At 51.0% G+C, this 17,262-nt stretch carries 14 protein-coding genes and 1 rRNA gene; 10 read left to right on the top strand and 5 right to left on the bottom strand.

Annotated elements, in window-relative coordinates; genetic code table 11:
* The first annotated feature begins 166 nt into the window (after nucleotides 1-166).
* A 5S ribosomal RNA gene (gene rrf / locus GN242_RS21060) occupies nucleotides 167-282 on the top strand.
* A gap of 240 nt (nucleotides 283-522) precedes the next feature.
* On the opposite strand, the gene mobA is transcribed toward rrf, so the two are convergent.
* A complete protein-coding gene (gene mobA, locus GN242_RS21055; protein WP_156288149.1) occupies nucleotides 523-1,104 on the bottom strand; it encodes a molybdenum cofactor guanylyltransferase MobA in 582 nt (193 codons plus the stop codon).
* A 51-nt stretch (nucleotides 1,105-1,155) separates the two neighbouring features.
* Between mobA and GN242_RS21050 the strand changes: the two genes are divergently transcribed.
* The 5 genes from GN242_RS21050 (at nucleotide 1,156) to spfP (ending at nucleotide 6,711) form a co-directional block, all read left to right on the top strand.
* On the top strand, nucleotides 1,156-1,425 hold the full coding sequence (locus GN242_RS21050) for a YihD family protein (RefSeq protein WP_154754057.1): 270 nt from the start codon (nucleotides 1,156-1,158) through the stop codon (nucleotides 1,423-1,425).
* Between the two features lie 81 nt (nucleotides 1,426-1,506).
* A complete protein-coding gene (locus tag GN242_RS21045; protein WP_154754058.1) occupies nucleotides 1,507-2,499 on the top strand; it encodes a serine/threonine protein kinase in 993 nt (330 codons plus the stop codon).
* Nucleotides 2,500-2,547: 48 nt separating this feature from the next.
* On the top strand, nucleotides 2,548-3,177 hold the full coding sequence (gene dsbA, locus GN242_RS21040) for a thiol:disulfide interchange protein DsbA (RefSeq protein ID WP_154754059.1): 630 nt from the start codon (nucleotides 2,548-2,550) through the stop codon (nucleotides 3,175-3,177).
* 404 nt (nucleotides 3,178-3,581) lie between these two features.
* Nucleotides 3,582-6,371 (top strand): DNA polymerase I, encoded by a 2,790-nt coding sequence (gene polA, locus GN242_RS21035; protein WP_156288148.1) that lies wholly within the window; start codon nucleotides 3,582-3,584, stop codon nucleotides 6,369-6,371.
* A 292-nt stretch (nucleotides 6,372-6,663) separates the two neighbouring features.
* The gene (spfP, locus tag GN242_RS21990; RefSeq protein ID WP_071892919.1) at nucleotides 6,664-6,711 is read left to right on the top strand and encodes a small protein SpfP; all 48 of its coding nucleotides are present in this window, start codon (nucleotides 6,664-6,666) and stop codon (nucleotides 6,709-6,711) included.
* Between the two features lie 216 nt (nucleotides 6,712-6,927).
* On the opposite strand, the gene yihA is transcribed toward spfP, so the two are convergent.
* A complete protein-coding gene (yihA, locus tag GN242_RS21030; protein WP_156288147.1) occupies nucleotides 6,928-7,563 on the bottom strand; it encodes a ribosome biogenesis GTP-binding protein YihA/YsxC in 636 nt (211 codons plus the stop codon).
* A 553-nt stretch (nucleotides 7,564-8,116) separates the two neighbouring features.
* On the opposite strand from yihA, the gene yihI reads away from it, so the two are divergent.
* From yihI to hemN, 3 genes are all read left to right on the top strand, one after another.
* Nucleotides 8,117-8,644, top strand: a complete 528-nt coding sequence (gene yihI, locus GN242_RS21025; RefSeq protein WP_154754062.1) for a Der GTPase-activating protein YihI — start codon at nucleotides 8,117-8,119, stop codon at nucleotides 8,642-8,644.
* A gap of 351 nt (nucleotides 8,645-8,995) precedes the next feature.
* Nucleotides 8,996-9,154 carry a hypothetical protein gene (locus GN242_RS21675; protein WP_197094806.1) on the top strand — a complete coding sequence of 53 codons (159 nt, stop codon included), beginning with the start codon at nucleotides 8,996-8,998 and terminating at the stop codon, nucleotides 9,152-9,154.
* A 10-nt stretch (nucleotides 9,155-9,164) separates the two neighbouring features.
* Entirely contained in the window at nucleotides 9,165-10,538 is a 1,374-nt protein-coding gene (gene hemN / locus GN242_RS21020) for an oxygen-independent coproporphyrinogen III oxidase (protein ID WP_156288146.1), read from the top strand.
* A 71-nt stretch (nucleotides 10,539-10,609) separates the two neighbouring features.
* On the opposite strand, the gene glnG is transcribed toward hemN, so the two are convergent.
* The 3 genes from glnG to glnA form a co-directional block, all read right to left on the bottom strand.
* Nucleotides 10,610-12,019, bottom strand: a complete 1,410-nt coding sequence (glnG, locus tag GN242_RS21015; protein ID WP_154754064.1) for a nitrogen regulation protein NR(I) — start codon at nucleotides 12,017-12,019, stop codon at nucleotides 10,610-10,612.
* Nucleotides 12,020-12,026: 7 nt separating this feature from the next.
* Nucleotides 12,027-13,076, bottom strand: coding sequence for a nitrogen regulation protein NR(II) (glnL, locus tag GN242_RS21010; protein ID WP_154754065.1), 1,050 nt, complete (start codon nucleotides 13,074-13,076; stop codon nucleotides 12,027-12,029).
* 273 nt (nucleotides 13,077-13,349) lie between these two features.
* Nucleotides 13,350-14,759, bottom strand: coding sequence for a glutamate--ammonia ligase (glnA, locus tag GN242_RS21005; RefSeq protein WP_154754066.1), 1,410 nt, complete (start codon nucleotides 14,757-14,759; stop codon nucleotides 13,350-13,352).
* A gap of 437 nt (nucleotides 14,760-15,196) precedes the next feature.
* On the opposite strand from glnA, the gene typA reads away from it, so the two are divergent.
* Nucleotides 15,197-17,020, top strand: coding sequence for a ribosome-dependent GTPase TypA (gene typA / locus GN242_RS21000; protein WP_156288145.1), 1,824 nt, complete (start codon nucleotides 15,197-15,199; stop codon nucleotides 17,018-17,020).
* The last annotated feature ends 242 nt before the right edge of the window (nucleotides 17,021-17,262 follow it).

Genomic DNA, 17,262 nt, shown 5'->3' with positions numbered 1-17,262 from the left:
TAAAGAATTTATCTGTCCTCCTGCGGAGTCAATTCCGAAGGATTTTGTGCTGTGACAAGGCGGCCAGCGAAGTGAGTGAAGGAGCATACACAGGTATGTGACTGAGCTTGCGAGCGCAGGCAACGCAGTCAGAGCGCAAAAGACACAGGACAGAGCACAGAATTTGCCTGGCGGCTTTAGCGCGGTGGTCCCACCTGACCCCATGCCGAACTCAGAAGTGAAACGCCGTAGCGCCGATGGTAGTGTGGGGTCTCCCCATGCGAGAGTAGGGAACTGCCAGGCATCAAATAGAGAAAGAACCCCGACCGTAAGGTTGGGGTTTTTTTTCGTCTGCTGTTTGCCGGTGAGCGGCTCTTCAGCGTCTGTCTGAACGGTGCGCAGGGAAGTAGTCAATAAACTGCCGGGCATCAAAGAAAGAACCCCGACCGCAAGGCCGGGGTTTTTGTGTTTAATAAAGCTACAGTTATCGGTAACGAGTACCACTGGCGGCTGAAAAATGGACACTCTCCCATCTTAACAAGCTTAAATAAGATCTTCCGGCCGGTTAAAATTACGGAATGCTGCTTCAGATTGAGCAAATAACACACTATGCCCTCCTGACTGCTCAAGGAATGACATCAATTTACGATCCCCACGAGCCAGATACTGTTGTAAAGTAGTCGCCAGACTGCGATGTAATAACGCGAGTGTCGGATGATCGCGCTCTTCAGTCCGTGCCCATACAGCCAGTGCATCACCTTTGTACTGCCACAGATGATGGATAAAATTATCGGGTAGCTGTGGCGTATCACATGAAGTGAAGGCTACCCATTCTGTTTCTGTCTGTTGCAGAGCTGATAACATCCCTGCTAGCGGCCCCAGAAAATCAGCCAGCGTATCGGATATCACAGGTAATCCACTCTGTTGATATACCTCAATATTTCGATTGGCATTAATCCATACAGTAGTGACCTGGGGCTGCAAACGTTGTAGAACGTGTTGATAAAGCGGCTGGTTCTGCCAGATAATCAGCCCCTTATCATCACCCCCCATCCGGCTGCCACGGCCACCAGCCAGAATCACGCCGGTTATCGGCATCTGATCCGTGGTAGAAACTGTTCCCATTAGTTTTATACCCTATGCTTAACGTTGGGTTCTTTATACAGGTACAATCGCATGAAATGCCATCGTCTAAATGAGTTAATCAGCCTGCTGCAACCTGAATGGCAGCAGGAACCAGATCTGAATTTAATCGAGTTTTTACAGAAGTTAGCCGATGAAGCAGGCTTTAAGCAGCCTATTAGTGAATTAAAGGACGATGTACTAATCTACCATCTCAAAATGCGTGGTAGTGATAAAAATGCTGAAATCCCTGGCTTGAAGAAAGACTATGAGGACGATTTCAAAACAGCATTACTGCGTGCACGAGGCGTCATTAAGGATTAAATCAGGTCGTTAATCCGAAGTAGTACCCGTTTAATGGTACTCTTGCACGCTATCTATATTGATTATCAGCGAGCTTGCCGGATGAAAGAACCTGCTTTTAACTTCCAAACCCTGACGCCTGATACCATTCTGGATGCGCTGTGGGAGACCGGACTGCGTGTGGAATCCGGCCTGACAGCGCTCAACAGTTATGAAAACCGCGTCTATCAGTTTTCCGACGATGACAAACGACGCTATGTGGCGAAATTTTACCGCCCTCAGCGCTGGTCACAGGCGCAAATTGAAGAAGAGCATCAGTTCGCCGCAGAACTGTTTGCCGATGAGATCCCGCTTGCTGCCCCATTGGAATTGAACGGCTCAATGCTCCATCAGCACAAGGGCTTCTGGTTTGCTGTTTTCCCCAGTCTTGGTGGGCGTCAGTATGAAACGGATAATTACGATCATCTGGAGTGGGTAGGACGTTTTCTTGGGCGAATTCATCAGGTTGGACGCCGCAAGACATTTGAGTCACGACCAACCATAGGGCTCAAAGAATATATTGATGAACCGCTACAGATCCTGACTGACAGCGCACTTGTTCCTGCTAAGTTAAAAATGGGTTTACTGGATAGTATCGGGCGTCTACGCACAACTTTACAAAACTGCTGGCATACTCAGTGGCAGCCGCTGCGCTTACATGGCGACTGTCATCCGGGCAATATACTATGGCGTGACGGGCCTTTGTTTGTTGATCTGGATGACGCGCGTAATGGCCCAGCGGTACAAGATCTGTGGATGCTGATCAACGGCGATCGGCAGGAACAGCGTCTGCAGTGGGATATTCTGCTGGAAGCTTATGGTGAATTTTGCGAGTTCGACACTCACGAATTGTCACTGATTGAGCCTTTACGTGCTATGCGGATGGTTTATTATCTTGCCTGGGTGGTACGCCGCTGGCATGACCCGGCTTTCCCAGCCAGTTTTCCGTGGATGACGGACGAGGATTTCTGGCTTCGGCAGATATCCACTTTTAACGAACAGAACAAGCTGCTGCAAGAACCTCCGCTTCAGCTTGCGCCTGTTTTCCAGGTGTGATCACCCTTTGGTTCGCCTACTGAGATGTAACTAGGAGAGAGTTTCACGATGAAAAAGATTTTATTTGCGCTCGTCGGTATGGTTCTGGCATTCAGCGCTTCTGCCGCACAATTTACCGATGGTCAGCAATACGTTACGCTGGATAAACCGGCTACGGGCGAGCCGCAGGTTCTGGAGTTCTTCTCCTTCTACTGCCCGCACTGCTACCAGTTCGAGCATGTATGGCATGTAAGCGATGCTGTGAAAAAAGGCCTGCCTGCTGGCACCAAAGTAACAAAATACCATGTAGAGTTCCTGGGCGGCGAAATGGGTAAAACCGTAACGCAGGCATGGGCCGTAGCGATGGCACTGGGTGTGGAAGATAAAGTCACTGCTGCGATTTTTGAAGGTATTCAGCAGACGCAAACCATCACCGACCCGGCGAGCCTGAAAGCAGTATTCGTTAAAGCTGCGGGTATTAAGCCAGAAGAATACGATGCAGCCTGGAACAGCTTCGTAGTGAAATCCCTGGTTGCTCAACAGCAAAAAGCAGCAGCAGACCTGGATCTGCGCGGCGTGCCGGCGATGTTTGTTAACGGTAAATACATGGTTAACAATGGCGGTCTGGATACCAGCTCACAGGAAAACTATGTTCAGCAGTACGCCAACGTGGTGAAATTCCTGATCACTCAGAAATAATTCTTCAATGAGATTTTCTAACGCCGGCTTTGTCGGCGTTTTTTCACTCCCTTCGAGATAAATACCGTAAAAATGCTCTTTCGTTAGTCGGAGATATCGTTTCTTCAACCGGGCATGCCAATTTATATCCACATCTGCGTTATTCTGTAAAACATCGCATTAATCCTGGAGTGAATAATTAACTGAATGATTATAAACAAAAATTAATTTATTTTTTTTATGATCGCCGATATGTACGTGGTTGTTAGTAAATTTACACACAAACTTATCCACAGCGTGTCATTGCGAAGCGTAACGCAAAATCACAATTGTCTGAGGATTATTCGCCCTTGAAATTTCATCTTTCATTGCGAGCTGTGGCATCCTTAACGCCAATCAAAAACCAAAGAAGAACGTGACGACTTATGGCTAAAATTGCAGAAAACCCGCTGATTCTGGTAGATGGATCTTCCTACCTGTACCGTGCTTATCATGCGTTCCCTCCGCTGACCAATAGCGCAGGCGAGCCCACCGGTGCAATGTACGGCGTATTAAATATGCTGCGCAGCCTGCTGTTACAATATAAGCCAAGTCATGTGGCCGTGGTATTTGATGCAAAGGGTAAAACCTTTCGCGACGAATTATTTGAAGCGTACAAATCCCACCGCCCTCCTATGCCGGATGACCTGCGAGCGCAGATTGAACCACTGCATACCATGGTAAAAGCCATGGGGCTGCCGCTGCTGGCTGTCTCTGGCGTTGAAGCAGACGATGTCATAGGTACGCTGGCACTGGCGGCAGAAAAGATCGGTAAACCGGTGCTGATTAGCACTGGCGATAAAGATATGGCCCAGCTGGTAACGCCGAATATCACCCTGATCAATACCATGAATAATGCGATTCTTGGCCCTGATGAAGTGACTGAGAAATATGGGATTCCACCTTCGCTGATTATTGATTTCCTGGCTCTGATGGGAGACTCATCAGATAACATTCCGGGCGTCGCGGGTGTCGGTGAAAAAACGGCTCAGGCCCTGTTACAGGGGCTGGGTGGTGTAAAAGATATCTATGCCAATTTGGATAAAGTTGCCACGTTGACGTTTCGCGGTGCAAAAACCATGGCCGCGAAGCTTGAACAGAATAAAGAGATGGCCTTCCTCTCTTACCAACTGGCGACGATTAAAACCGATGTTGAGCTGGATTTGACCTGCGATCAGCTGACGGTTGAAGAACCTGCGGTTGAAGAGCTGCTGGGATTATTTAAGCATTACGAGTTTAAGCGCTGGATTGTTGACCTGGAAGAAGGCAAGTGGTTGCAGGGCAATAAAGGTAATCCGTCTGCGAAAAAAGTCGCAGCGGCAGAAAGCCAGCCTGTGGATGAGGAGGTGGTCAGTACGCTCTCTTCTGATGGCTATGTCACTATTCTCGACGAAGCGACCTTTGATAGCTGGCTGAAGAAACTTCAGCAAAGCGAGCTGTTTGCTCTTGATCTGGAAACCGATTCGCTGGATACGCTCAGTGCCAATATTATCGGCCTGTCATTTGCCATTGCTCCGGGTGAAGCCGCTTACCTGCCAGTTGCGCACGACTATCTGGATGCACCAGAGCAGTTAGATCGCACGGCAGTACTGGCACGTCTTAAACCACTTCTCGAAGATCCTAAGTCATATAAGGTTGGTCAGAACCTTAAGTACGATCGTGGCGTGCTTGCTAACTATGATATTGAATTGCAGGGTATTCAGTTTGATACCATGCTGGAATCTTACGCGCTAAATAGTGTGATCGGGCGTCATGATATGGACACCCTGGCGTCACGCTGGCTGAATCATAAAACCACCTCTTTCGAAGAGATAGCCGGTAAGGGTAAGAATCAGCTGACCTTCAACCAGATCGCACTGGAGCAGGCAGCGCACTACGCAGCAGAAGACGCCGACGTAACGTTGCAGCTTCATCTTAAGATGTGGCCGGAGTTGCAGAAAGAGCAGGGGCCGAAAGAGGTCTTTGAAAAAGTAGAAATGCCGTTGGTATCGGTGATCTCCCGTATTGAGCGCAATGGTGTCCTTATCGACCAGAACATTCTGGCGCTGCACTCGCAGGAGCTGGGCAGCCGCCTGGCAGAGCTGGAGCTTAAGGCGCATGAGCTGGCGGGCGAACCATTCAACCTCTCTTCACCTAAGCAGCTACAAACCATTCTGTTTGAAAAACAGGGTATCAAACCAACGAAGAAAACCCCGGGTGGCGCACCGTCTACCAGTGAGGAAGTTTTAGCTGAACTGGCGCTGGACTATCCGCTGCCAAAAGTGATTTTGGAACATCGTGGTCTTTCCAAACTCAAGTCCACCTATACCGATAAGCTGCCGCTGATGATCAATCCACACAGTGGACGGGTGCATACCTCTTATCATCAGACCGTTACAGCTACCGGACGCCTCTCCTCCAGCGATCCGAACCTGCAAAATATTCCGGTACGTAATGATGAAGGGCGACGTATTCGTCAGGCATTTATCGCGCCAAAGGGCTGTCGTATTGTTGCAGCTGACTACTCGCAAATCGAGCTGCGCATTATGGCGCACTTGTCGCAGGATAAAGGCTTGCTTAGTGCTTTTGCCAGTGAACAAGATATTCACCGTGCCACCGCTTCAGAAGTGTTCGGTGTGGCGCTGGATAAGGTCAGCGGTGAACAGCGTCGCAGCGCCAAGGCAATTAACTTCGGCCTTATTTACGGTATGAGTGCTTTTGGGTTGTCACGTCAGTTAAATATCGGCGCAGGTGAAGCGAAAAAGTATATGGATCTCTACTTCGAGCGCTATCCTGGCGTACTGCAATATATGGAGAGCACCCGCACACTGGCGGCAGAGAAGGGCTATGTGTCGACATTGGATGGCCGTCGCTTGTATCTGCCAGATATTAAAGCCAGTAATGCGATGCGTCGTAAAGCGGCAGAGCGTGCCGCAATCAACGCGCCAATGCAGGGAACCGCAGCAGATATCATTAAGCGGGCGATGATTGCGGTGGATGAATGGCTGGCACCTCAGACTAACGGTGACGTGAAAATGATCATGCAGGTACACGATGAACTGGTGTTTGAAGTGAAAGCCGATGCAGTGGAAGCGGCATCCGCTAAGATTCGTCAGCTGATGGAAGACAGTATGAAACTGGATGTACCGTTACGCGTTGAAGTTGGCGTGGGCGACAACTGGGATCAGGCTCACTAAGCAGAACGTTGCTGTCCGGCAGGCTAATTTTATTACCAGATTGGTCTGCCGGATTGTCACTGACAAGATTCTGGCTTTAAACGGTTCAGCATTTCACCTCGCTCACGTATCTATTCAGGATCGCCTAAACGTCTCAGCCAAAACACTTTTTTAGTAATTAAGCTACATGAACGATGGGTTTTTGTGACTTGAGTTGGATATTGCATGTCGTTTTCTGAAAATTAACTACAAAAAACCCTTTTGAGCGCTCAAAAAATGATGTAAAGTTTCTGATGTAGGGTACAGAGGTAAGATGTTCTATCTTTCAGACCTTTTACTTCACGTAATCGGATTTGGCTGAATATTTTAGCCGCCCCAGTCAGTAATGACTGGGGCGTTTTTTATTGTCTTTTGCCTTCATCCTTGACCGCCGCAGCTGCGTTAACAGCGAGCCAGCGCCCCGGCTACTTACTAATGTAAGCCCCGGGAACTTATGCTCTTGCCGCCTTGCTGTTCCAACTGCAGGCCCCATCAGGGGGCGAGATCTGTCGGCGACAGATCATCCTTTTCAGGCGGTTTATTCGGCGGGAATATCGTCTTCGGTTGCCGGAGGAATATCGCGATACCAGCTATCCAGCTTCTGGCTCAGTTTATCCACACCAATTTTCTTCAGCGATGAGAATGCCTCTACCTCAACGGTGCCGAGGAAGGTTTTCGCCTCTTCACGAACGGCATTTAGCTGTGCCTTACGCGCGCCGGATGCCAGCTTATCCGCTTTAGTTAGCAGAATCAGTACTTCAATCCCGCTCTGTACAGCCCACATTACCATCTGACGATCCAGGTCTTTCAGCGGATGACGAATATCCATCAGCACTACCAGCCCTTTCAGACAGTTACGATCGCGAAGATATTCTGCCAGCGCACGCTGCCACTTCAGCTTCATCTCTTCAGGAACCTGTGCGTAGCCGTAGCCTGGCAGATCGACCAGACGGTAGCCTTCAGCAACCTGGAAAAGGTTAATTAACTGGGTGCGGCCAGGGGTTTTACTGGTACGGGCCAGACCTTTCTGGTTAGTCAGCGTATTAAGCGCGCTGGATTTACCCGCGTTAGAACGCCCGGCAAAAGCAACCTCAATACCGGTATCGGCAGGCAGGTGGCGGATATCGGGGGCGCTGGTGACAAAATGGGTGACGTGATAATTCCAGCCAGACAAAATAGATACTCCAGGTATGAAAGGACAATTGCGCTGATTATACCCTGTATGGCCGCAAAGCGCCCGGTAAGACACTACCCCTCATCAACCGCTGTGAGACATTGTCCATTGGATGTGCCAGCACTCTCTGTATTTTGAATTTAATAAAATGGATTTTTTACTACTTTTCATAGAGTTGAGAAAAGCGCTAAAAAAACAGAGTAAAAATTACTTTCCTCACCTTGTTTGCCGGACTGGTTAGTCTACATTTGTAGCCAGAAACAGGATATTTCACTTCAGGATGAAGTGCTCAAGGAGCATCGGGACGATCTCGGGCAGGGAAGGAAATGTGCACAGGCGTGCGCGACAAGGATTCTGGAACGCTTAAAGGATAAAGCAAAGGCAACGGAAAACAGGGATGCTGGATGCTAATAAGGATGCTGACATTGTCAGTCCTTCTGCGGAAGGTGCGAAAAAAGGCGACAGGGTGACCTGGCGCCTTTTTTCTTTGTCTGCTTTCTGCTAGATTTCGCGGCAATTCTATACTGAATATAAAAGTCTGAGAGCAGAAACCATGAAGCAACCTGCACGCACGTCCCAGGATAAAAAACCGGGAACCAAAGTTAAACGTAAAACGCGTGATGAAATTAATCAGGAAGCGCGCGACCGCAAGCGTGATAAAAAGCACAGCGGCAATGCCTCCGGCAGCCGGGCGAATCCGGCAACTGAAAGCAAAAAGGGCACTGACGGTAAACCCGCTAAAGATCCGCGCATTGGCAGTAAAAAGCCGATTGCTCTGGGATCCGATGTAGCAGCCAGTAAACCTAAGCCAGCAAAAGTAGTAAAACCAGTCGTCGAGAAAAAACCGCGTCTGTCGCCAGAAGAAGAGCTGGCACAGCTGGAAAATGACGAACGTCTGGATGCACTGCTCGATCGTCTGGAAAATGGCGACAGCCTGTCAGCAGAAGAGCAGGCGTGGCTGGATCAGTCACTGGATCGTATCGATGTGCTGATGGAGCAGTTAGGTATTGCTCTGGACGATGGCGCTGAAGATGAGAAAGCAGAAGAAGATATGTATCGTCTGCTCAAAGGCGGAAACTAAAATACCCGTCATCTTTCTCGCTGCAGATGCGTTGGCCGCTTGCCTTCACCCCGGTCACTTACCTGATGTAAGCTCCCGGGGATTCACTTAATTGCCGCCTTCCTGCAGCGCGAAATCTATAGGGTATTTGCTCAATGGTTGGTTGGCGTAAGTACCCGTCATCTTTCGCGCTGCAGATGCGTTGGCCGCTTGCCTTCACCCCGGTCACTTACCTGATGTAAGCTCCCGGGGATTCACTTAATTGCCGCCTTCCTGCAACGCGAAATCTATAGGGTATTTGCTCAATGGTTGGTTGGCGTAATTTGAAGCAGCGCAATTTAGTGCTGCTTTATCTTTATGGGGTTTTTGGCGATGATTTGGCCTGGATCAATTATTGCGCTGATTCTGCTGTGCTGGCTGGGGTGGTTATTCGTTAAACTACAGCGGCTGTCGCGGCTGAAAACCCGGCTGCGCAGCAAGATCGCCAGCCAGCAGCTCCCTGTCACGCGGCGATCAATGCGACGACGATAAGGGAAGTAGTATGCCAACGCAGACCACTGAGTGGGATCTCCCGCTGATTCAAAAATATAACATCGCCGGTCCCCGTTACACCTCTTATCCGACCGCGCTGGAATTCCATCAAAATTTTGACGAACCCGCTTTTCTCCAGGCGACGCAGCGTTACCCTGAGCGGCCGCTGTCGCTCTACCTGCATATTCCGTTTTGCCACAAGCTATGCTACTTCTGCGGCTGCAATAAGCAGGTGACGCGTCAGCAGCATAAAGCTGACGATTACCTCGATGTACTGGTGCAGGAAATTGCCGCACGTGCGCCGCTGTTTGAAAAGCGCAACGTCAGTCAGATGCACTGGGGCGGCGGTACCCCTACATTCCTCAACAAGGCGCAAATCAGCCGGCTGATGGCCTGTCTGCGCCAGCATTTTAACTTCATGCACGATGCTGAGATCTCCATTGAGATCGATCCACGCGAAATTGAGCTGAACGTTCTCGACCATCTGCGCGCTGAAGGTTTTAACCGTCTGAGCATGGGGGTGCAGGATTTTAATAAGCAGGTGCAGGAGAAAGTTAATCGCGTTCAGGATGAAGCAATGATCTTCGCCCTGATGGCGCGGGCGCGTGAACTGGGCTTTGCTTCCACCAACATCGACCTGATCTACGGCCTGCCAATGCAGACCGCTGAGAGTTTTGCTTTCACTCTGCATAAAGTCGCCGAGCTGAATCCTGACCGGCTGAGTGTGTTTAACTATGCTCATATGCCTGCTCTGTTCCCCGCACAGCGTAAAATCAGGGATGAGGATCTGCCCGGTGCCCAGGAAAAACTGGATATTTTACGGCAAACTATCGCCACGCTGACGGCAGAAGGGTATCAGTTTATCGGTATGGATCATTTTGCCCGCCGGGATGATGAGCTTGCCATCGCCCAGCGTGCCGGTGAGCTGCACCGCAACTTCCAGGGGTACACCACGCAGGGTGACAGCGATTTGCTGGGTATGGGGGTGTCGGCCATTAGTATGATCGGAGATACCTATGCGCAAAACCACAAAGAGCTAAAGCACTACTACGCAGAAATTCGTGCAGGTAAAACGGCGCTGTGGCGTGGATTGCAGTTGAGCGATGATGACTGCCTGCGGCGTGATGTGATTAAGAGCCTGATCTGTAACTTTGCGCTGTCATTTGATGACATCAGTTCCCAGTGGGGAATCAACTTCCGTGACTATTTTGCGCAGGATCTGGCGTTGCTGGAACCGTTAAAGGCTGATGGGCTGCTGGAATGCCAGGAGAAGGGCCTTGTGGTCACCGCTAAAGGGCGTTTGCTGATCAGGAACATCTGTATGTGCTTTGATCGCTACCTGCGTCAGAAAGCGGCTGGTGCACGATTCTCGCGGGTGATCTGATACGTGCAAATTAAAAAAAAGGGCGGCCGTTATTGACGGGTCGCCCTTTTTTTAACTCCCGAGAAGGGATGCTACTCCATGCCCAGTTCTTTCAGCTTACGCGTTAGCGTATTACGTCCCCAGCCCAGCAGGCGTGCCGCTTCCTGCTTATGCCCCTGGGTATGGCGCAAAGCCGTAGTCAGAAGCGTACGCTCCATCTCTGGTTGAGCTTCTGATAGCAGGTTTTGATGACCGGAACGCAGCGCCCGGTCAGCCCACTGTGCCAGCAGCGTTGCCCAGCTGTCCGGAAGAGACTGAACCGGGTTTTCCGGCGTTGAGGTCTCAAACAGCTCCGGTGGCAGATCCTGAATCAGTACTTCCTGCCCGGCGGCCATCACCGTCAGCCAGCGGCAGGTGTTCTCCAGCTGGCGTACGTTGCCAGACCAGTGCAGACGCGTCAGCGCTGTTTCAGTTTCAGGGTGCAGAATTTTGGCTTCCACACCCAGCTCCCGGGCAGCAACCTGCAAGAAATAGCGCGCCAGGCGAGGAATATCTTCACGGCGCTCACGCAGCGGAGGCAGATGTACGCGGATGACGTTCAGGCGGTGGAACAAATCCTCACGGAACTTCCCTTCATGTACGCGCAGCTCCAGATTCTGGTGGGTAGCGGCAATAATGCGCACGTCTACCTTAACCGGAGCATAGCCGCCGACGCGATAAAACTGACCATCCGCCAGGACGCGCAGCAGGCGGGTCTGAACATCCAGTGGCATATCGCCAATTTCGTCGAGGAACAGCGTACCGCCATCGGCCTGTTCAAAACGGCCCTGTCGAATCTGATTGGCGCCGGTAAACGCGCCTTTCTCATGACCAAACAGCTCTGACTCGATCAGGTCTTTCGGGATTGCCGCCATATTCAGGGCGATAAACGGCGCTTTAGCGCGTGGGCTGTGGCGATGCAGTGCATGAGCAACCAGCTCTTTACCGGTACCGGACTCACCGTTAATCAGCACGCTAATTGACGAGCGCGACAGGCGGCCGATAATGCGAAAAACATCCTGCATCGCGGGTGCTTCGCCGATAATATCGGTGGTAGGGCCGCTGACGGGTTGATTGCGTGGCTGCTGCTGTTCCTGATAGTGACTGATAGCGCGCTCAACCAGCGCCACTGCTTCATCAATATCGAAAGGCTTCGGCAGGTAGTCAAAAGCACCCTGTTGATACGCGCTGACGGCAGCATCCAGATCGGAGTGAGCCGTCATAATGATCACCGGCAGCATCGGATGCCGCTGTTTAATCTGCTTCAGCAGTGCCAGTCCGTCCATACCGGGCATACGAATATCTGACAGTAAAACGTCCGGGGTTTTGGTCGCAAGGGCTTCCAGAACTTCGTTTGCGCTGTCAAACGTGGCGCAGCTTAAACCGGCTCCAGTCAGCGCGCGTTCAAGCACCCAGCGGATGGAGCTATCGTCATCGACGATCCAAACTATCCCTCGTTGCATAGAAACCTCACTGGCGAATAGGCAGGTAAACCGAGAATTCAGTGTGTCCCGGCCAACTGTTGAACTCTATTTTTCCCGAATGCTGGTCAATCAGGCTGCGGGCGATGGATAATCCCAGCCCGGTGCCACCTTCACGACCACTCACCATCGGATAAAACAGCGTGTCCTGTAGCTGTGCCGGAATGCCGGGGCCGTCATCTTCAATATCGATGCGTGCCACCAGGCGATAACGTGTGCCGTGCAGCGTTAACTGAAACGCCGTGCGGGTACGTAAAGTAATCGTGCCGCCTTCTTCACCCAACGCCTGAAGAGCGTTGCGTACTACATTCAAAAGGACTTGTTCTATCTGGTCCGGGTCGTGGGGCAGCTCTGGCAGGCTCGGATCATAATCGCGGATAAGTACCACATTATCGGGTAGCTCCATCGAAACCAGGTTTACCACACGTTCAGCCACCTGATGGATGCTTTGTGTGACATGCATCCCCGGCTGTTGCGGGCCAAGCAGACGGTCGACCAGATTGCGCAGGCGATCGGCCTGTTCAATGATGACCTTGGTATATTCCGTTAACGCCGGATCGGGCAGTGCTTTAGCCAACAGCTGTGCTGCACCGCGCAGCCCGCCCAGCGGGTTTTTAATTTCGTGTGCCAGGCCACGAACCAGATCACGCGCCGCCACCTGCTGCGCATGCTGCAGTTGCTCCTGACTGAGCCGGCGTTGATTATCCATCGGTGCCATTTCCAGCAGAATTAATCCTTCGGGAAGACGTTGCGCAGTGAGCGACATAATATGCGCACGGCTGTCGACCACCAGGGTCACTTCGCTGTCGGTAAAACCTTGTCCGGCATCCAGACTTTCGAGCATGACCTCAATATTCAGGGAAAAATAACCCATCAGTTCCGGCAGTGGCGTACCAAACAGCTTGCGGGAACTCTGTGCCAGCAGCTGCTGGGCGGCGGGGTTGGCGTAATGAACCACCAACGCACTATCAACCAGTAAAATACTGTTGATCTGCGAATTGAGAATCTGCCCAGCATCGGGCAGCGTGCCAGTTGCCATACAGCGTTCTCCTGAGTAATTAATGCACCAATTTAGTGCATTATAGCCATATAACCCGAAAATCGTCTGGCTTAACCGGGAATTTGTGGTGAAAAAAGCCCATCCTGAGATGGGCTGAAAGTTTCCACGGCAACAAAATCCCAGACGCCTTTCCTGCCGCAGCGGAGTTGGCTTACTCAGTTACCCGAATCAATTAAAAGGCTAAGTGATTCGGGCTTCTTCGGTTGCCGCCTTAATGCAACATGAAATTCGTCGGGTTTACTTCAAACTAAATTAAACGCTGTAGTACAGTTCGAACTCAACCGGGTGCGGAGTCATACGAACGCGATCCATCTCGGCTTTACGCAGCTCGATATAAGCATCGATAGCGTCTTCTGTGAACACGCCACCACGGGTCAGGAACTCGCGGTCTTCGTTCAGTGCAGCCAGGGCTTCGTCCAGAGAACCTGCAACTTTTGGAATCTCAGCTTCTTCTTCCGGTGGCAGGTCATACAGGTTTTTATCCATTGCATCGCCAGGGTGAATCTTATTGATGATGCCGTCCAGGCCAGCCATCAGCAGTGCAGCGAAGCACAGGTATGGGTTAGCCGCTGGATCCGGGAAGCGCGCTTCAATACGGCGTGCTTTCGGGCTGGCAACCACTGGAATACGGATAGAAGCAGAACGGTTACGGGCAGAGTAAGCCAGCATAACTGGTGCTTCATAGCCTGGGACCAGACGCTTGTAAGAGTTGGTGGTTGGGTTCGCCAGGGCGTTGATTGCTTTAGCGTGCTTGATCACACCGCCAATGTAGAACAGCGCCATTTCTGACAGGCCGCCGTATTTGTCGCCAGCGAACAGGTTGGTGCCGCCTTTAGACAGGGACATGTGGCAGTGCATACCGGAACCGTTATCGCCAAACATTGGTTTTGGCATAAAGGTCGCAGTTTTGCCGTAAGCGTGAGCAACGTTGTGCACGACATATTTGTAGATCTGAATTTCGTCAGCTTTTTTGGTCATGGTATTGAAGCGGGTGGCCACTTCGTTCTGACCAGCGGTTGCCACTTCGTGGTGGTGAGCTTCAACCACCAGGCCCATCTGCTCCATGGTCAGACACATGGCAGAACGGATATCCTGCGCTGAGTCGACTGGTGGTACCGGGAAGTAGCCGCCTTTCAGACCTGGACGGTGGCCTTTGTTGCCGCCTTCGTACTCTTTACCGGAGTTCCAGTAAGCTTCGATATCGTCGATAGCAACGTGTGAACCTGAAGTGCTGCTGCCGAAGCGGATATCATCAAACAGGAAGAACTCTGGTTCTGGCCCAAACAGCACGGTATCTGCAATGCCGGAAGAGCGCAGGAAATCTTCAGCGCGTTTCGCGATTGAACGCGGGTCGCGGTCGTAGCCCTGCATGGTGCCTGGCTCAAGGATGTCACAACGGATGATCAGTGTAGAATCAGCAAAGAACGGGTCAATGACTGCGGTGGTTGCGTCAGGCATCAGAACCATGTCGGATTCGTTGATACCTTTCCAGCCGCCAATCGAGGAGCCGTCAAACATTTTGCCTTCTTCGAAGAAGTCAGCGTTAACCTGATGAGCGGGGATAGTCACATGCTGCTCTTTACCTTTGGTATCAGTAAAACGCAGGTCAACAAACTTGACTTCGTGCTCGTTCATCATCGACAAAACGTGTTCAGCGGACATACTTAACTCTCCTGGAAATAGTCATTGGCGTAATGGTCAGAGAACTTTCACCGGTGCGCTTTGCGTTTCGCGACACTAACTCCGATAATAAGGATCTCTCACAAGCTTACAACCGTTGTGGAAACTGGCATTTTTCGCTTGATGAGTATTTGCGAAATCTATGCCAACTTTTTTATTTAACGAAAAAAGCGCTATGATGCGCCCTCTCGTGAGACGAGGACTGCACCACGATGGAAGTCGCGCACCATTTTGGTGCCATTGGGTGATAAATGGGCACCATTTTGGTGCAAATTTTCGTCTAAGTGCAATCTTTGCACTGAAAGTGGCTAAAAAAGCAATCCGAACAGTTATCTTTATATGAAATATGTGATCCTGTTCAGTCCTTCGATTAATCCGTGTACAATAGCGCGCTATTTCTAAATGCCTGAGGCAAAGCTGTGATCGAAAATTTGCGTAACATCGCCATTATTGCCCACGTTGACCATGGTAAGACTACCCTGGTTGATAAGTTGCTGCAGCAGTCCGGGACGTTTGATGCCCGTACCGAAGCAACCGAACGCGTAATGGACTCCAACGATTTGGAGAAAGAGCGTGGGATTACCATCCTCGCAAAAAACACCGCCATTAAATGGAATGACTACCGCATCAATATCGTGGATACCCCAGGACACGCCGATTTCGGCGGTGAGGTAGAGCGAGTGATGTCAATGGTCGACTCGGTGCTGCTGGTTGTGGATGCAATGGATGGCCCGATGCCGCAAACCCGTTTCGTGACCAAAAAAGCCTTCGCTAATGGTCTGAAGCCGATCGTGGTAATTAACAAAGTTGACCGCCCTGGCGCGCGTCCTGACTGGGTTGTTGATCAGGTTTTCGACCTGTTCGTAAACCTGGACGCGACTGACGAGCAGCTCGACTTCCCTGTAATCTATGCCTCTGCCCTGAACGGTATTGCAGGCCTGGATCACAACGATATGGCGGAAGATATGACTCCGCTGTATGAAGCGATTGTTAAACACGTATCTCCACCACAGGTTGAGCTTGAAGCCCCGTTGCAGATGCAAATCTCGCAGCTGGACTACAACAACTACCTGGGTGTTATCGGCATTGGCCGTATCAAACGCGGTAAGGTTCGTCCTAACCAGCAGATCACTGTGATTAACAGCGAAGGTAAAACCCGCAACGCTAAAGTCGGTAAAGTTCTGACCCATATGGGCCTGGAGCGTATCGAAGCGACTGAAGCAGAAGCTGGCGATATCATCGCAATCACCGGTCTGGGTGAGCTGAACATCTCTGACACCATCTGCGATCCGCAGAATGTGGAAGCGCTGCCAGCCCTGAGCGTTGATGAACCAACCGTTACCATGTATTTCTGCGTTAACACCTCTCCGTTCTGCGGTAAAGAAGGTAAGTATGTGACTTCACGTCAGATTCTTGACCGTCTGAACAAAGAGCTGGTGCACAACGTGGCACTGCGTGTTGAAGAAACTCCAGATGCTGACGCCTTCCGCGTATCAGGTCGTGGTGAACTTCACCTGTCAGTTCTGATTGAAAACATGCGTCGTGAAGGTTTCGAACTGGCGGTATCCCGTCCGAAAGTAATCTACCGTGAAGTCGATGGCCGTAAGCAAGAGCCATTCGAAAACGTTACCCTCGACATCGAAGAACAGCATCAGGGTTCTGTGATGCAGGCGATGGGTGAGCGTAAAGGCGACCTGAAAAACATGGATCCGGATGGCAAGGGCCGTGTGCGTCTTGACTACGAAATCCCAAGCCGTGGTCTGATTGGTTTCCGTAACGAATTCATGACCATGACTTCAGGTACCGGTCTGCTGTATTCCACCTTCAGCCACTACGACGATGTTCGTCCAGGCGAAGTTGGCCAGCGTCAGAACGGCGTGCTGATCTCAAACGGTCAGGGTAAAGCAGTCGCGTTTGCTCTGTTCAGCCTGCAAGATCGCGGTAAGCTGTTCCTCGGCCATGGTGCTGAAGTTTATGAAGGCCAGATCATCGGTATTCACTCACGTTCAAACGACCTGACCGTGAACTGCCTGACCGGTAAGAAGCTGACCAACATGCGTGCTTCAGGTACTGATGAAGCCACCACTCTGGTTCCGCCACAGAAAATGACCCTTGAGCAGGCGCTTGAGTTCATCGATGATGACGAACTGGTAGAAGTGACTCCACAGTCTATACGTATCCGTAAACGTCACCTGACTGAAAACGACCGTAAGCGCGCAAGCCGCGGTCCGAAAGAAGCGTAATACGCTCTTTACCCGAAATAATTCGGGTTGTATCGCGGTGGTAAGCGAGTGAGTACCGATGAACTTACAGCAGTAAGTGATTCGGGCAAGCGAGCGCAGCCAACAAAGAGGCAACCTGAAGTATGACGGGATATCAGGGCCGGAGAAAACTCCGGCCCTGTACTTCCTTCTGAATCTTCCCCGCACTTTTCAAAATCCTCACCTGTTCAGTCTCCACTTTTACCGCTAGAGTGAATAACTCA

Origin of the sequence: Erwinia sorbitola, assembly GCF_009738185.1 — a bacterium.
In the GTDB taxonomy this organism is placed as follows: Bacteria; Pseudomonadota; Gammaproteobacteria; order Enterobacterales; family Enterobacteriaceae; genus Erwinia; species Erwinia sorbitola.
This window is presented reverse-complemented; position numbering and strand designations above follow the sequence as displayed.

Coding starts and splice junctions, on each gene's coding strand:
- dsbA (WP_154754059.1), top strand. CDS start 2,548: ATGAAAAAGATTTTATTTGCGCTCGTCGGTATGGTTCTGGCATTCAGC.
- GN242_RS21675 (WP_197094806.1), top strand. CDS start 8,996: ATGATTTGGCCTGGATCAATTATTGCGCTGATTCTGCTGTGCTGGCTG.
- glnL (WP_154754065.1), bottom strand. CDS start 13,076: ATGGCAACTGGCACGCTGCCCGATGCTGGGCAGATTCTCAATTCGCAG.
- glnG (WP_154754064.1), bottom strand. CDS start 12,019: ATGCAACGAGGGATAGTTTGGATCGTCGATGACGATAGCTCCATCCGC.
- GN242_RS21045 (WP_154754058.1), top strand. CDS start 1,507: ATGAAAGAACCTGCTTTTAACTTCCAAACCCTGACGCCTGATACCATT.
- yihI (WP_154754062.1), top strand. CDS start 8,117: ATGAAGCAACCTGCACGCACGTCCCAGGATAAAAAACCGGGAACCAAA.
- glnA (WP_154754066.1), bottom strand. CDS start 14,759: ATGTCCGCTGAACACGTTTTGTCGATGATGAACGAGCACGAAGTCAAG.
- mobA (WP_156288149.1), bottom strand. CDS start 1,104: ATGGGAACAGTTTCTACCACGGATCAGATGCCGATAACCGGCGTGATT.
- hemN (WP_156288146.1), top strand. CDS start 9,165: ATGCCAACGCAGACCACTGAGTGGGATCTCCCGCTGATTCAAAAATAT.
- GN242_RS21050 (WP_154754057.1), top strand. CDS start 1,156: ATGAAATGCCATCGTCTAAATGAGTTAATCAGCCTGCTGCAACCTGAA.
- polA (WP_156288148.1), top strand. CDS start 3,582: ATGGCTAAAATTGCAGAAAACCCGCTGATTCTGGTAGATGGATCTTCC.